Origin of the sequence: Variovorax sp. YR750 (assembly GCF_900109805.1) — a bacterium.
In the GTDB taxonomy this organism is placed as follows: Bacteria; Pseudomonadota; Gammaproteobacteria; order Burkholderiales; family Burkholderiaceae_C; genus Variovorax; species Variovorax gossypii.
The window spans coordinates 1-15466 of sequence record NZ_FOBJ01000026.1 but is presented as its reverse complement, the minus strand read 5'-3'; the positions used below and the strand labels follow the sequence as shown (position 1 = coordinate 15466).

Here is a 15466-nt window from a genome sequence, read left to right as displayed (position 1 = left end):
TAGCCGCCCGCTACTGCAGCGTCGGCTCCTGGCGCGACTCGTCGCCGGGAGCCGACCCCACCATGGCCGCGCCGGCCAGGGCCCACAGGGTCAGGGCCTCGTCGAGCGCACGCACATGCCTCGCATCGCGCCCCAGCCACAGGACCAGCTTCTCCGCGCGCTCGAGCGACGGGGCGTCGTGCAACTCGCGAAAGAGCCGCCAGGCCTCGCTGAAAGCCGGATCGGAAGGAACGTGGTGTCGGGAGTTCATCGCATCTGGACGCCTGGACTGCTGTGGATGCGTGGATAGACGCGGCCCGCCGTCGGATGTTTAGCGCGTGTCATTGCCGCGTCGCAGTTCTGTGAACTATTCCTCGCACTAAATCTTCGGGCAGCCCGTCCGTCTCCAACTGGATGAGCACGACTTGCGCGTTCGCGCCCGGGCCTTTCCGATGATTCCTCTGCTGGCGCCGATCTTCCGCGGCGAATGGGCCGTCTACGGCGAATCGCTGGCATGCGCCGAGCAGCCGCCAGCGGACGCCGTGCCGGTGGCCGCGCTGATCGCCGATCCGGAGCTTCTTGCCGCGCTGCTGCACCGGCACGCCCGGCACCGGCGCGTGCGCAGACCCGACCTGCGGCCGGTGGCCTCGGCCTGGAGCATGCACTACCTGAATGCCCTGCTCCCCCCAGTGGCGGCCGCGGCCAGCCTGCTGCAGCACGGCTTTCCAATGGCTCCGTCGCAGGTATGGATCAGCTTCGCCGACGGCGCCGTGCCGCTGCGCTTTCACATCACGCACGAGGGGCGAACGCTCACCGGCACCGACACGGCCGTGCGCTATGCGGAGCTGCTTTCCGAGCACCTTGCGCCGCTCTTCGAGCAGCTGACGAGGCTGACGCGCGTCGCACCCAAGATCCTCTGGGGCAACGTCGCGCGCTACCTGGAACCCGTGCTCGAGCAGGGCCTGGCGCTGAGCGGCCACGCGCCGTCCATCGCGAAGGACCTGGACCACCTGCTTCACCAGCCGCGCTGGGGCTGCCGCGACAACCCGCTGTTCACGGTGCCGCGCAAGGTGGTGCGCATGCAGTCCGGCACGCCGGTATCGCTCACGCTGCACCGGCAGTGCTGTCTCTACTACCTGCTGCCCGAAGAGGGCTACTGCGGCGTCTGCCCGCTCGCTCCCGAATTCCGCAAGACGCGGGACTGAGACAGCGCCCGAAAACCACACGCCCGGCTAAACAAACGACCGGGCGGCGCGTCTTCTGCGGGTATGCATCCATTCACGGGTGCCACTGCGACACCCATGCCACTGCATCCCGATCTCGAAGCCTTCCTCGAACTGGCCACCCTCGCCGAGGAGGACGGACGCCCGCCGATGTGCGACATGTCGCCCGACGAGGCCCGCGCCAGCTACGACCAGTCGACCCTGGCGCTCGACGGCGTCGGGCCCGACCTGCCCGTCGAGGACATAGCCTTGCGCGCCCGCGACGGCGCCACGCTGCGCGCCCGGCTGTACCGGGGTGCCGCCACCGGTGCGCCGCTGCCGACCCTGCTCTACTTCCATGGCGGCGGCTATGTCGTCGGCGGGCTGGATTCGCACGACGCGCTGTGCCGCGCCCTCGCGCAACGCACACCGTGCGCCGTGCTGGCCATCGACTACCGTCTCGCGCCGGAACACAGGTTCCCCACTGCCTTCCACGACGCCGAAGACGCCGCCCTGTGGCTGGCGGCACACGGCGGCACGCACGGCCTCGACACCACGCGCGTGGCATTCGCAGGCGACAGCGTCGGCGGCACGCTGGCCACGGCATTGACGCTTGCCGCGCGCGACGCCGGCCGCCCGCAGCCGCTGCTGCAGGTGCTGCTCTACCCCTGCACCAGCATCCGCCAGGACAGCGAATCGCACCGCCGCTATGCCAGCGGGCACCTGCTCGAGCAGCGCACGCTGCAATGGATGTTCGGGCACTACCTGCGCAGCGAGGACGACCGCCAGGACTGGCGCTTCGCCCCGCTCGCCGCGCGGAGCCTGCAGGGCATCGCACCCGCGCACATCGTGCTGGCCGAATACGACCCGCTGGTGGACGAGGGCAAGGCCTACGCCGCGCGCCTGCACGAAGCCGGCGTACGCACGCATCTCGAGGTGCACGAAGGCATGGTCCACGACTTCGCCCGCCTGAGCCAGGTGGTGGAAGAGGCGGACACCCTGCGCTCTTCGCTCGCGCAGGTGCTGGCCGAGGCGTTCCGGCGCCCGGCCGACGCGGCATCCACGCCAGCGTCGATCGGTGCGTGGGTGTTCCACGCGCACCCCGACGGCCATCCGCTCGAAGCGAGGATCGACGCGACGAAGCTGACGGTCGGTCCGCAGGCCGGCAACGAGCCGGCCAGCCGCTGGACGCTGCGCGGGCAGGCCGGCACGCTGCGTCTGGAATGGCCGCTCGACGCCGACCAGGAGCCAGCCGAAGCGCATCTGCTGGCAGCGATCGAAGCGGCCTTCGTCCGTCATCCGGAGTGCAAGACGCTGTCGCTGCAGGCTCCGTTGCCAAGCCTCACGCGCCTGGTCGACGCGGGGGCGATCAGCCTCGGCGCCGGCCAATCGCCGAACGTGGCGCGCGAAGGCTTCTGGCAGCTGCCGCGCGTATGGCAGCGCAACCCGCGAGAGCCGTTCGCTCAGCGCCACGTGATGAGCCAGGGCAAGCGCCATCCGCTGCGCCCGACGAAGCCAGTCGGCACGGTCTACCAACGTCACATTCCATGGCTGTCGCAGACGCTGACGCTCGACACCGTGGACATCGAACGCGACCTTCCCGCCTTCAACCGCTGGATGAACGACCCGGTGGTGTCCTACTTCTGGGAAGAACAAGGCGACCTCGCCAAGCACCGCGCGTATCTCGACGCCATCGCGGCGGACCCGCGCGTCACAGGACTGATCGGCCGGCTCGACGGGGAAGCCTTCGGCTACTTCGAGGTGTACTGGGCCAAGGAAGACCGCATCGCGCCCTTCTACGACGCGGGCGACCACGACCGCGGCTGGCACGCGCTGATCGGCGAGGCGCGCTTTCGCGGCAAGCCGTTTCTCACGGCGTGGATGCCTTCGGTGTCGCACTACCTCTTTCTCGACGACTGCCGCACGCAGCGCATCGTGATCGAGCCGCGCGCGGACAACCACAAGATGATCAAGAGCCTGGGCCGCTGCGGCTACGCGCACGTGAAGGAGTTCGACTTTCCGCACAAGCGGGCCATGCTGGGCATGCTGCTGCGCGAACGCTTCTTCGGCGAGGCCCTCTGGATTCCCCAAGGGGAGCAACCCACCATTTCGCCAACTTCGGCCAAGCGCGCCGAACTTCCCACTGAGGACACCACATGCAAATCCATGACCTGATCGGCGTCGGCTTCGGCCCGTCCAACATCGCCCTGGCGATCGCCCTCGACGAGAAGCGCCACCACGGCCAGTTCGTGGATGCGTTGTTCATAGAGAAGCAGCCGGGCTTCGTCTGGCACAAGAACATGCTGCTGGACAACGCGCACATGCAGATCTCCTTCATCAAGGACCTGGCGACGCTGCGCAACCCGGCGAGCCGCTTCACCTTCCTGAACTACCTGCACGAGAAGCAGCGCCTGCAGGACTTCGTCAACCTCAAGACCTTCTTCCCGAGCCGCCACGAATTCAACGACTACCTCGGCTGGGCCGCGGCGCAGTTCGAGGACCGCTGCGCGTACGGCGAGGCGGTGTTCGAGGTGGTGCCGGAGATGCGCGGCACCGAGGTGCAGATGCTGCGCGTGCGCTCGCGCGAAGCCGACGGCACCGTGCGCGAGCGGCTGGCGCGCAACCTGGTGGTGAGCGTTGGCGGCGTGCCGAACATTCCTGCGCGCTTCCAGCCCTTCAGGGACGACGTGCGCGTGTTCCATTCGAGCAGCTACCTGGAGGCGATCGCGAAGCATCCGGACGCCAAGCGCATCGCCATCGTGGGCGCCGGCCAGAGCGCGGCCGAGATCTTCATGGACCTGCAGAGCCATCCGAACAAGCCGGCTGTCGACCTCATCATGCGGGCACGCTCGATCAAGCCTTCGGACGACAGCCCCTTCGTCAACGAGATCTTCAATGCCGATTTCACCGACTTCGTGTTCAACCGCTCCGGACCCGAGCGCGCCGAGCTGCTGGAGGAGTTCTGGCACACCAACTACGCGGCGCCCGACCTGGAGCTGATCCAGCAGATCTTCAACGTGTTCTATCGCCAGCGCGTGGCGGGCGTGGCGCGCCACAGCTTCCTGCGGCGCCACGAGGTGTCGGCCGTGCGCGCCGCGCCGGACGGCATCCACCTGTCGCTGCACGACCTCAACACCGAACAGCGCGGCAACCAGGCCTACGACGTCGTGATCCTGGCCACCGGCTATGCGCGCGATGCGCACAGGTCGCTGCTCGATCCGCTCGCCTCCTACCTGGGCGACTTCGCCGTCGATCGCAACTACCGGCTGCTGGCCACGCCGGAGCTGAAGCCGGGCATCTTCCTGCAGGGCGCCTGCGAAACCAGCCACGGACTGAGCGACACGCTGCTGTCGGTCACAGCGATACGGTCGGACGAAATCGGCCAGGCGCTGCTGAATGCGAATCCGCGCCCGGTGCAGCCGACCGCGCAGGCTGCCGAACGCGCACCACGCGCCGCAGCCGTGCTTTAACTGTCAGGACACAGCTCGGTGATACACTTAATAAGAATAGTTCTTATTAACCCCATTCCCCGGGGTCGCCGAGACGCAGTGCCAGCGCGCCGATTTCGTTGCTCCCGGAAGGAGGCGGCGACTCCGCGAGCATGACCAGCGGCCGGTTTCCGGGGCCCATCGTCGATGCTTGCGAGAAGGCTGCCGGATGCGCGACCTCGTCCAGGAACTTGTAGCTCACTATGCGGACTTGCGCCGACAGCTCACTCGCGACCTGAGGGATCCCCACTACGCCGCCGACATCGCCCAGTCGAGCTTCGAGCGGGTGTACGCGCTGGCCACGAAGTCGCCCGGTGCAGCACGCATCGAAGCTTCGCCGGACGACGCGAAGGACGGCGCAGGCATCGAATCGCCGCGCGCCCTGCTCTTTCGCGTAGCCCGCAACCTCTGCATCGACGAGGCACGCCGCCGCAAGGTGGCGCAGGAGTGGGTCGGCACGCATGCCACGGTCAGCACGTATCCCGTGGCGCCGTCCAGCGAATTCATCCTGGCCCAGCAGCGTGTGCTGGCGCGGGTGGTCGAGGTGATGGAAAAGCTTCCGCCGCGCCGGCGTGAGGTGTTCCTGTTGTTCCGGGCCTACGGACACACGCGCGCGGAAATCGCGCAGCAGCTGAACGTCACCGAAATGGCCGTAGCCAAGCATCTGCTGCGCGCCACCATCGATTGCTCGCGCGTGTTCGCCGAGCTGCGCGCCGAAATGATCGAGCCGCAGCACGTGCAGGGCCGCGCAGGCTTCGACGCCGCACTGGCCGAAGACTTCTCGTGAGCCACGGCGGCATGGCGATGAGCGCTCCGAGCGAACGGCTGATCGAGCGCGCCCTCGCGCTGATCGTGGAAGGCGAAGTCGCTCCCGGCGAGGCCGCGCAGCGCGCCCGCATGGCCCTGAGCCAATGGCGCAACAGATCGCCTCAGCACGCGGCCGCGCTGCTGGAGGCTCGCCATCGCTGGGACGCCCTCGGCGGCATGGCCGACGACCTGCGCGCGCACTTCGACACGCCGGCTGCCGGCATGGCTGCCGCAGCGGCGGCCGCGACATCCGCCCGCGCGCCGCAGCGTCGCAAGCTGCTGCTTTCCATCGCGGGGCTCGTGGCCGGAGGACTCGTCGCAGGCCGCGGCGTGCAGTGGTATTGGCAGCAGCCTGTCTTTCACTCGGCCTACGGCACCCGTACCGCACAGATGCTGAAGGTAACGCTGCCGGACGGCATTGCCGATGCCTCGGGCAGTCAGCTCGACATCGCACCGCAGAGCGCGATCGAAGTCACGCTGTACCGCCAGCGCCGCATCGTCGAGATGGCGCGCGGCGAAGTGCGATTCGAAGTGGCACACGACAAGCAGCGCCCCTTCCTGGTGCACACGCGCGGCGCGATCATCGAGGTCGTCGGAACGGTCTTCACGGTGCGCGACCGTGGCGGACCGATCACCGTGGGGGTGGAGCAGGGGCATGTCCGCGTGCAGGTCCAGGCCACCCGCCAGCACGGCGAGACGCCCACCGTGCAGGTCGTCGACCTGCGAGCGGGCGAACTCGTGGAAGTGCAGGACGGTCACGCCGACACGGTGCGGCAAGCCGACGCCCGCGCGCTGTCCGCATGGCGGGACGGCTGGCTGGTGTTCGACAACACCCCCCTGGGCGACGCCCTGGCGGTGGTCAACAGCTATCGCACCCGCCCCATCGTCAGTGCCGACGCCCGCATCGACGCCATGCGGCTCTCCGGTCGCTTCCGTACCAACGATTCCGTGGGCCTCGTGGAAGTACTGCCGACCATCCTCCCGGTGACGACCGTACCCCGCCCGGACGGCAGCGTGGAACTGCAGGCACGCTGAAAAAAGCGCTGCCGCCCCAAGGCCTGCGCCCGCCGGAAGCGGGGGGTGTCTCTGTTTGGCGAGTTCAAACGTCTTACTTTGAGAAGCGCCAGGACTCCGATTTTCGTGGGTTCTTTCGCCCAAAAGTACGAATACGTCGCATTTACTTGAACTGGAGCCCTGACACATGCGTTCTTCGCCTCGCCACCGCCTCCTGAGCGCCGCGCTCGCCGCCGCCTTCGGAACCACCTTCGTCAGCTGGAGCGGCCTCGCTTCGGCACAAGCGACCGCGCAGGCGACCGCGCCGACCTACGAAGTCAACGTGCCCGCGCAGCCGCTGGCGGCGGCGTTGAACGAACTCTCCCGTCAGACCGGCACCCAGGTGCTGGCTTCCGGTGACCTGGTCTCGCGCGTCAATGCCCCGGCGGTCTCGGGCCGCCTGACCGTCCAGCAGGCGCTCGACAGGCTGCTCGCCGGCAGCAGCCTGGGTGCCTCGCGCGAAGGCGGCGCGTTCGTCATCCGCTCCGCGACCACCACGGATTCCGGCCGGACCCTGCCGCAGGTGCTGGTCACCGCGGACGCCGAGAACGACTCGTCTGCCCTGCAGAAGGACGGCACCGCCGCCGACGGCTACCGCGCCAAGACCGTGTCGTCGCTCGGCCCGCTGGGCAGCATGAACCTGCAGGACACGCCCTTCTCCATGAGCGTGGTCCCGCGCGAGCTGATGCAGAACATCCAGGCGCAGTCGCCCGACGACATCTACAAGCTCAATCCGTCCACCCGCACCTCCACCCCGCAGATCACCAGCTGGAGCCCGCTGGTGAGCATCCGCGGCTTCGAGGGATCGAACATCGCCGAAGACGGCCTGCGCCGCGTCTACAACCATGCGGCGGTGCTCGAGGACAAGGAGCGCGTCGAGATCCTGAACGGCCTCTCGGGCTTCCTCTACGGCGCGGCCTCGCCGGGCGGCATGATCAACTACGTGTACAAGCGCCCGACCATGGAGCGCCTCAACAGCGTCACGGTGGGCAACTACGGCGGCAGCCAGGGCTACGTCCACGGCGACTTCGGCGGCCGCTTCGACGAGGCAGGCCGCGCCGGCTACCGCCTGAACGTGGTCAAGCAGGAAGGCTCCACCGCCATCGACGACCAGAAGATCAACCGCACGCTGGTCAGCGCCGCGGTCGACTGGCAGGTGACCGACAGGCTGCTGCTCGAGTTCAACGCGGTCTACAACAAGTACAAGACCTCCGGCACTTCCGCCTACTGGTTCTTCGACGGCGTGCCGCACGGCCGCGCCCCCGACGCGAAGAGGAACTGGAGCCAGCCCTGGGTGCGCGACGAGTTCGAGAACACCAAGCTCATGGGCAAGGCGACCTATCGGCTCAACGACAACGTGACGCTGCGCGCCGCCTACATGCGCGACAACATCGACCGCCCGGTGCAGGACCACACCATGAACAGCGTGTCCTCCACCGACGGCTACAACCAGATCCGCATCCGCTCGGGCCGCACCAAGGACACCTTCGACGCCGGCTCCGCGCTGGCCGACATCAGCTTCAACACCGGCCCGGTCGCGCACAAGCTGACCCTCGGCTACTACATGTATTCCGACCGGTCGTGGAGCACGCGCAGCAACCCCAACACCGGCTGGCAGGGCCCCTACCCCTTCAACACGCCGACCTACGTGCCCGAGCCGTATTTCCCGCCGAGCCTTTCCGCGCCCTACTACTCGGGCCGCGTGGTCAATTCCAACTACGTGATCGGCGACAACATCCAGTTCAACGACCAATGGTCGCTGCTGCTGGGCGTGAATCACAGCAACATCCGCACGCAGTCGCTCGACTCCACCGGAGCTCCGTCGCAGCCCGACTACAACAAGAGCCGCAACTCGCCCTCGGTCTCGCTCATGTACAAGCCGGTGCCCTGGCTGACCACCTACGCCAGCTACATCGAGGGCCTGGAACAGGGCGGCACCGCGCCTGACACCGCGAGCAACTTCGGCTCGATCCTCGCGCCGATGGTCAGCCGGCAGAAGGAAATCGGCATCAAGGCCACCGTCGGCAACATGCTGCTGACCACCGCGCTGTTCGACATCGAGAAGGCCTACGAATTCACCGACGCCAACAACGTCTACACCCAAAGCGGCCGCCAGAACCACAAGGGCATCGAGTTCAACGCCTCGGGCAAGGTCACCGACAAATGGACCGTGGTGGGCGGCATCACCGCGCTCGACGCCAAGGTGAAGGGCTCCGAGTTCAACGGCAACGCGCCCATGAACGTGGCAAAGGTCGTGGCCAAGATCTACTCCGAGTACGAACTCCCCGTTCCGGGCCTGAGCCTGACCGGCGGCATCTACTACACCGGCAAGCAATGGGCCAACGCCGCCAACACCGACCGCCTGCCGGGCGTGACCACCGCCGACATCGGCATGCGCTACGCCACCAAGGTCTCGGGCAAGCCGGTCACCCTGCGCCTGAACGTGAGCAACGTGACCAACAAGAGCTACTGGCTCAACAGCTACTACGTGGGCGCACCGCGCAGCATCGCGTTCTCGGCCCAGGTGCAGTTCTGAGTTGACCGGCATGCGCGCGGCATTCGGCATCTTCCATCGCTGGGCGGGGCTGTTCGCCGCGCTGTTCCTGTTCGTCTCCGGGCTCACCGGCGCGGTGATCTCGTGGGACCACGAGCTCGACGAATGGCTCAATCCCGTCCTGTTCGACGCGAAGAGCGGCGCCACGTCGTCGCCCATTCCGCCGCTCGAGCTCGCACGCCAGGTGGAGGCGGTCGATCCGCGCCTGCGGGTCAACTACCTGCCTCTTTTCATCGAGCCCGGCCACACGCTGTCGATGTCGGTCGACGCCCGCGTCGACCCTGCCACCGGCCGGCTCCACGAGCCCGGGTTCAACCAGATGGCGCTCGACCCCGCTACCGGCGTCGTGCAGGGCACGCGCGAGTGGGGCGCCATCTCGCTGTCGCGCGAGAACCTGCTGCCCTTTCTCTACAAGCTGCACTACAGCCTGCACATTCCCGACCGGTGGGACATCGAGTTCGGCATGTGGCTGATGGGGCTGGTGGCCATCGTCTGGACGCTCGACTGCTTCGTTGCGCTGTGGCTGTCGTTTCCCAGCCGCAAGTCGTGGCGCAAGTCGTTCGCCTTCCGCTGGCGCCAGGGCGGCCACAAGCTCAACTTCGACCTGCACCGCTCCGGCGGCGTCTGGGTCTGGGCCCTGCTGCTGATCCTCGCGACGACATCGATCTCGATGAACCTCGGCGACCAGGTGATGCGTCCGGTGGTGTCGTTCTTCTCGCCGCTCACGCCCAACGTCTTCTCGACCCGCACGCCAGCGCCGCTGGAGCGGCCGATCGAACCCGCGATCACGCGCGAGCGCGCCATCGCACTGGCGCAATCGGACGCCACGCGCAGGGGCTGGACCGCGCCGCCCGGCGGTGTCTTCTACTCGGCACGCCACGGCATCTACGGCGTCGGCTTCTTCGAGCCCGGCCAGGACCACGGCGACGGCGGTCTCGGCAACCCCTGGCTCTACATCGACGGAATCACCGGCGCGCTCGCGGGCACCAACGTGCCGGGTACCGGCAGTGCGGGCGACATCTTCCTGCAGGCGCAGTTCCCGCTGCATTCGGGCCGCATCCTCGGCCTGCCGGGACGCATCATGATCTCGCTCATGGGCCTGGCGGTGGCAATGCTCAGCGTGACCGGAGTGGTCATCTGGATGCGCAAGCGCCGCGCCCAGGTACGCGCGGCCAGCCTGCAGCCGGCGCGCGGCGCGGCCGTCGCGACCTGAGCCCGGGTCGCTCGGCTTCTTTTTCCGGCACCGCTTCATCCCTTCCGGATTCGAGAGCGCCCTCCCCTGACGGGAGGGCGCCGTTCCGTTACGCGGCCTCGTGGTGCTGGCGTGTCGCCGAACCGCGCGAATCGCCCGATTCGCCCGACTCGGGTACCGCCGCCGCGAGCACCGCCACGATCTCGTCAAGCAAGGCAGCGCTGCGCACGATCTCGAAGTGCCCCAGCGCCAGTTCGCGGTCTGCCGGCACAGGCTGGCCGAGCTGCCGGGCGAGCGCATCGCGATGCGCCGCCAGGCGTCCCGCGATCCACCAGCAGTCCGTCCGGCACTGAAGCGCGGGCAGCGCATCGGTCTGAAGCGAAAGCGCCTTGAGGTGCCGCGCCACGATGAAGATGCGCGCCAGCTCCTGGCTGCCGAGGGCCGCATAGCCGGCGTGAAGGCCCGCAGCGCCAGACTGCTCTCCCTGCTCCCGCATCTGCGAAAGCAGGCCGTCCAGCGCCGTGGCCACGACCGCCTCGTCGAGCCCGAAGCCGTCGGCCTTCACCGATTCTGTTCGTACGCCGGGCAGCGCGATCGAGACGAAATCGGTGAAGTCCTGCCACGCCTCTTCGCCGCCGGCCGCTGCCGCATGCGCGGACGCATCGGACTCCATCGGCACATAGGGATCGACCAGCCCCAGGAACGCGACCAACTGGCCCCGCGCCTCGAACCACGCCGCCATGGCCGCTGCCAGCGTGCCGCCCAGCGACCATCCCAGCAGATGCACAGGCCCTTCGGGCTGCACCTTGCGGATCATGGCGCAGTAGTCGGCTGCCATCTGCGCGATCGATACATCGCGATGCGCGGCGTCGGTGAGTGAGCGGCATGGCAGCCCGTAGACGGTGCGCGCGCCCTGCAGCCGCTGTGCCAACGGGCGGTAGTCGAACACGGTGCCCATGCCGGCATGGATGCAGAACAGTGCCGGCATGCCGCCGCCCCGGCTTTCGCCGTTGAGAGCGATCAGGTTGCCCTCCTGTTGCGCGGCGGCGCCCATCGCATGCAGCAGTCCACCGATGGTCGGCCAGCGCATCAGGTCGCGCAGCTTGAAGTCGAGCTTCGGATCGCGCAGGCGGCGAACCTGTGCAATCACCTTCAGGCTCAGCAGCGAATCGCCGCCCAGCTCGAAGAAGTTGTCGGTCTCGCCCACCTGCTCGACGCCCAGCACCTGCTGCCAGATACGTGCAAGCTGCTCGGCCTGCGGGGTCGACGGCGGCACGTACGCGCGCGCCGCGCCTTCCGCCTCGGGGGCCGGCAGCGCGCGGCGGTCGAGCTTGCCGCTCACCAGGCGCGGCAGCTTGGGCAGCACCACGACGTGCGAGGGCACCATGTAGTCGGGAAGCTGCGCGCCCAGCTGCTGGCGGATCTGCTGCGGCCATTGCGGCGGTGCTTCCCCATCGTCCGCGACCACGTAGGCCACGAGCTGGCGCCCCGTGGTGCCGTCGTGCGTGACCACGGCCGCCTCGCGCACGCCCGGCACGGCGAGCAGTCGCGCCTCGATCTCGCCGAGCTCGATCCGGAAGCCGCGCACCTTCACCTGGTTGTCCACGCGCCCCAGGTACTCGACGTTGCCGTCGGACATCCAGCGCACCAGGTCGCCGGTGCGGTACAGGCGCTCGCCGGCGCTTCCGAACGGATCCGCCACGAAGCGCTCGGCGGTCAGGGCGCTGCGTCCCAGGTAGCCCCGTGCCAGGCCGTAGCCGCCAATGTAGAGCTCGCCCGCCACGCCTTCGGGCACCGGCTGCATGTCGGCATCGAGCACGTAGGCCGTGCGTTCGCCCACCGGGCGCCCGATGGGCGCATAGGCGCAGTCGAATGTCCGGCTCGCCTCGGTGCGCCAGATCAGCGGCGTGACCACCGTCTCGGTCGGCCCGTAGCCGTTGATGAGCATGCGCGGCTTCAGGTGCGTCCGTACCTTGTCGTAGGCAGCCTTGGGCATGGCCTCGCCGCCGAACACGTAGAGCTCCACCGGCGGCGCGTCGTCGCGCGGCGCGGCCCAGTCGGCGATCTGGTTCAGGTACGCGGGCGGGAACGCGGCGGTGGTCACGCCGTAGCGGTGCAGCGCCTCGTAGGTCTGCTCGGCCGTCCACAGCTCGTTGTCGCGCAGCGCGAGGCCAGCCCCCACGCACAGCGGCGTGAGCCAGCGCTCGTGCGCGCCGTCGAAAGAGAAGGACATGAAGTGCAGCTCGCAGGAATGCGAATTCAGCCCGTAGATGTCCGCGGTGGCCTGGCAGTGCATGGCAAGCGGGCCGTGCGTGACGGCCACGCCCTTGGGCATGCCCGTCGAGCCCGAGGTGTAGATCACGTAGGCGAGGTTGTCGACGCCCACGGCGGGCGCCGGGTCGGTGTCGCTCAGGGCATCGAGCGCTTCCGGCGCCAGTTCGTCGAGCAGCAGTCGCGGCACCGCCGTCTCCGGCAGGCGCGGCAGCACGCTGCGCTGAGTGACGAGCAGCATCGCGCCGCTGTCGCCCAGCATGTAGGCCAGCCGGTCCGCCGGATAGGCCGCGTCGAGCGGCACGTAGGCACCTCCCGCCTTGAGCACCGCGAGCAGCGCGACGATGGTGTCGAGCGAGCGCTCCAGCGCCACGCCCACGAGCCGGTCCGGCCCCACGCCGAGCGAGCGCAGATGACGCGCGAGGCGGTTGGCGCGCGCATTGAGCTGCGCATAACTCATCTCGTCGTCGCCCAGCAGCAGCGCGATGGCGTCGGGCCGCTGCCGCGCCTGCGCCTCGATGAGCCAATGCACCATGGTGCGGCCGGCCTGCGCATCGAGCGCCCGCAGGTGCTCCGCGCGTCCCAGCCCGAGCACGGCCGTCTCCAGCGGAGCGTCGAGCCAGCCGAGCTCGCCCACCGGACGCGAGGCATCCGTCGTCATGCGGCGCAGCAGGTGCTCCATCTGCTGGCGCTGCGCACGCACGGATTCGTCGGCGAACGACGCACGCGCGTAGCAATACTCGATCTCCAGCACGTCGCCCATCGTGACCTGCAGGTCCATCGCGTAGCCCGTGAGCCCGCCGCCGGCGACCTCGCCGAACTGCAGGCCGAAGCGGTCGAGCTGCTTCATGGCTTGGTCCACGGGGAAGTTCTCGAACACAACGATGCTGTCGAACAGCGGCCGGCCGGCCGAGCCGGCCCAGCGCTGCACGTCGGCGAGTGCCGAGTGCTCGTATTCGCGGGCACGCAGGTTGCGCTCCTGCACGGAGCGCAGGTAGTCGCCCACAGTCTGGTGCGCCTGCGGCGAGACGGCGACGGGAATGGTGTTGATGAACAGGCCCATCATGTCCTCGGAGCCCGGCAGGCTGGCCGGCCGGCCGGCCACCGTGGCACCGAAGATCACGTGCTCGCGCTCGGTGTGACGCTGCAGCAGCAGCGCCCAGGCGGCCTGCACCAGCGTGTTCATCGTCACGCGCTCGCGTTGCGCGAAGCGCTGCAGCGCGGCCGTCTCCTCGGTGGACAGGCGCGTGTAGATCTTCTCGAAGCCCTCGTGTGCGCCGGCGTCGCGGTTCGGCTCGGACAGCAGCGTCGGACCATCGTGCAGCGCGAGCTCGGACTTCCAGAAGGACTCGGCCGCACCGGCGTCCTGGCGCTGCAGCCAGCGCACGTAGTCGCCGTACTCCGGCAGCACCGAAGCCGGCGTTTCTCCCGCATAGCAGGCCAGCCATTCGCCCAGCAGGCGCGAGTCGGTCCAGCCGTCGGACAGGATGTGGTGATGCGTCCAGACCAGTTGATGCCGGTCCTCGGAGAGCCGGATCAGGCTCACGCGGGCCAGCGGCGGCTGCAGCCAGTCGACCGGGCGAAGCAGCTCCTGCCGCACGTGCTCGGCCAGGCGCTGCTGCACGTCGGCGCTGCCGCGCCAGTCGAGCTGCGCGATGCGGGCGGCCTGTGCCGGTGCCTGCCGCAGCACCAGCTGCAGCGGGCGCTTCATGCCGGCCTGCCAGAGGAAGGCCGTGCGCAGCATCGCGTGGCGCGCCACCATTGCCTCCCAGGCGCGGGCGAAGCGTTCCGGATCGACCTTGCCGATCTCCACGCTGAGCTGGTTCACGTAGAGACCAGAGCCCGGCGCCTCCATCGAGTGGAAGAACATGCCTTCCTGCGTAGGAGCCAGTGGATAGATGTCCTCGATCTCGCCCACCGCGAAAGGCAGGCTCGCCAGGATATCCGCCGCCAGGAAGTCCTGCGGCTTGCCGCGCGGCTGTGGCGGGCGCCGAGCCTCGCTCGCACCGGCGGCCTGCGCCACCAGCGCGAGACGGGCAATGCTCTGGTGCTCGAAGAGCTGGCGGGGCGTGAGCGTCCAGCCCGCACGCTGCGCGCGCGTGACGATCTGCAGGCTCAGGATGGAGTCGCCGCCCAGCTCGAAGAAGTTGTCGTGGCGGCCGATCTGCCTGTCCGCGCCGAGCACCTGCCGCCAGACGGCGGCAAGGGCCTCCTCGACCGCGCCCTGCGGAGGCTCGCAAGCCGCTTCGGCGGCCGGCTCCGGGTCTGGCAGCTGCCTGCGGTCGACCTTGCCGTTCATGTTCAGCGGCAGCGAAGGCAGCGCCACGATGCTCGCGGGCACCATGTACTCGGGCAGCGCCTGCGCGATGCGCGCCTTCAGCAGCTGCGGGTCCGCGTCGGACGACAACGAGACGTAGGCAACCAGCCTCGCGCCGCCCGGCCCTTCCTTCGCCACCACCACGGCCTCGCGCACCTCCGGCTGCGCGAGCAGCTGCGTCTCGATCTCGCCGAGCTCGATGCGGAAGCCGCGGATCTTGATCTGGTGGTCGACCCGGCTCAGGTACTGCAGCCGGCCGTCGAAGGTCCAGCGCACCATGTCGCCCGTGCGGTAGATGCGCCCGCCGCCCGTGCCGAAGGGATCGGCCAGGAAGCGCTCCGCGCTGAGGCCCGGACGGTGCAGGTAGCCGCGCGCCAACCCGACGCCGCCGATGTAGAGCTCGCCCGCCACGCCCTGCGGCACAGGCTGCAGATCGGCATCCAGCACGAACAGGCGGGTATCGAGGATGGCTTCGCCGATGCTCGGGGCATCGGTACCGATGCGCTGTGCGCTGGACCAGATGGTGGTCTCCGTCGGGCCGTACATGTTCCACAGCTCCACGCCCAGCTCATGCAGGTCCTCCGCCAGGTCGGTCTGCAACGC

At 68.8% G+C, this 15466-nt stretch carries 9 protein-coding genes; 7 read left to right on the top strand and 2 right to left on the bottom strand.

Translation table 11 applies throughout. The features are described from left to right. Positions 1-10: 10 nt before the first annotated feature. A complete protein-coding gene (locus tag BMY35_RS35520) occupies positions 11-250 on the bottom strand; it encodes a hypothetical protein (protein WP_093209556.1) in 240 nt (79 codons plus the stop codon). A 181-nt stretch (positions 251-431) separates the two neighbouring features. Between BMY35_RS35520 and fhuF the strand changes: the two genes are divergently transcribed. The 7 genes from fhuF to BMY35_RS35485 all read left to right on the top strand — a co-directional run bounded on the left by fhuF (position 432) and on the right by BMY35_RS35485 (position 10296). Beyond that, positions 432-1184 (top strand): siderophore-iron reductase FhuF, encoded by a 753-nt coding sequence (gene fhuF / locus BMY35_RS35515; RefSeq protein WP_093209554.1) that lies wholly within the window; start codon positions 432-434, stop codon positions 1182-1184. A gap of 96 nt (positions 1185-1280) precedes the next feature. Further along, on the top strand, positions 1281-3356 hold the full coding sequence (locus BMY35_RS35510) for a GNAT family N-acetyltransferase (protein ID WP_093209553.1): 2076 nt from the start codon (positions 1281-1283) through the stop codon (positions 3354-3356). Further along, positions 3338-4651: a lysine N(6)-hydroxylase/L-ornithine N(5)-oxygenase family protein gene (locus tag BMY35_RS35505; protein ID WP_093209551.1), complete on the top strand. Its 1314-nt coding sequence runs from the start codon at positions 3338-3340 to the stop codon at positions 4649-4651. The genes BMY35_RS35510 and BMY35_RS35505 overlap by 19 nt, the downstream gene beginning before the upstream one ends. 187 nt (positions 4652-4838) lie before the next feature. Further along, entirely contained in the window at positions 4839-5456 is a 618-nt protein-coding gene (locus BMY35_RS35500) for an RNA polymerase sigma factor (protein ID WP_093209549.1), read from the top strand. Between the two features lie 17 nt (positions 5457-5473). Continuing rightward, positions 5474-6511, top strand: a complete 1038-nt coding sequence (locus BMY35_RS35495) for a FecR family protein (RefSeq protein WP_093209682.1) — start codon at positions 5474-5476, stop codon at positions 6509-6511. A gap of 166 nt (positions 6512-6677) precedes the next feature. Next, positions 6678-9065 (top strand): TonB-dependent receptor, encoded by a 2388-nt coding sequence (locus BMY35_RS35490; protein ID WP_093209548.1) that lies wholly within the window; start codon positions 6678-6680, stop codon positions 9063-9065. Between the two features lie 10 nt (positions 9066-9075). Further along, positions 9076-10296: a PepSY-associated TM helix domain-containing protein gene (locus BMY35_RS35485; protein ID WP_093209680.1), complete on the top strand. Its 1221-nt coding sequence runs from the start codon at positions 9076-9078 to the stop codon at positions 10294-10296. A gap of 88 nt (positions 10297-10384) precedes the next feature. On the opposite strand, the gene BMY35_RS35480 is transcribed toward BMY35_RS35485, so the two are convergent. Beyond that, the coding region (locus BMY35_RS35480) for a non-ribosomal peptide synthetase (RefSeq protein ID WP_143080818.1) at positions 10385-15466 on the bottom strand (5082 nt) is incomplete at its 5' end.

Bases quoted from the DNA above. Each gene is read 5' to 3' on its own strand.
- BMY35_RS35520 (WP_093209556.1), bottom strand. From the start codon at position 250: ATGAACTCCCGACACCACGTTCCTTCCGATCCGGCTTTCAGCGAGGCC.
- fhuF (WP_093209554.1), top strand. From the start codon at position 432: ATGATTCCTCTGCTGGCGCCGATCTTCCGCGGCGAATGGGCCGTCTAC.
- BMY35_RS35510 (WP_093209553.1), top strand. From the start codon at position 1,281: ATGCCACTGCATCCCGATCTCGAAGCCTTCCTCGAACTGGCCACCCTC.
- BMY35_RS35505 (WP_093209551.1), top strand. From the start codon at position 3,338: ATGCAAATCCATGACCTGATCGGCGTCGGCTTCGGCCCGTCCAACATC.
- BMY35_RS35500 (WP_093209549.1), top strand. From the start codon at position 4,839: ATGCGCGACCTCGTCCAGGAACTTGTAGCTCACTATGCGGACTTGCGC.
- BMY35_RS35495 (WP_093209682.1), top strand. From the start codon at position 5,474: ATGAGCGCTCCGAGCGAACGGCTGATCGAGCGCGCCCTCGCGCTGATC.
- BMY35_RS35490 (WP_093209548.1), top strand. From the start codon at position 6,678: ATGCGTTCTTCGCCTCGCCACCGCCTCCTGAGCGCCGCGCTCGCCGCC.
- BMY35_RS35485 (WP_093209680.1), top strand. From the start codon at position 9,076: ATGCGCGCGGCATTCGGCATCTTCCATCGCTGGGCGGGGCTGTTCGCC.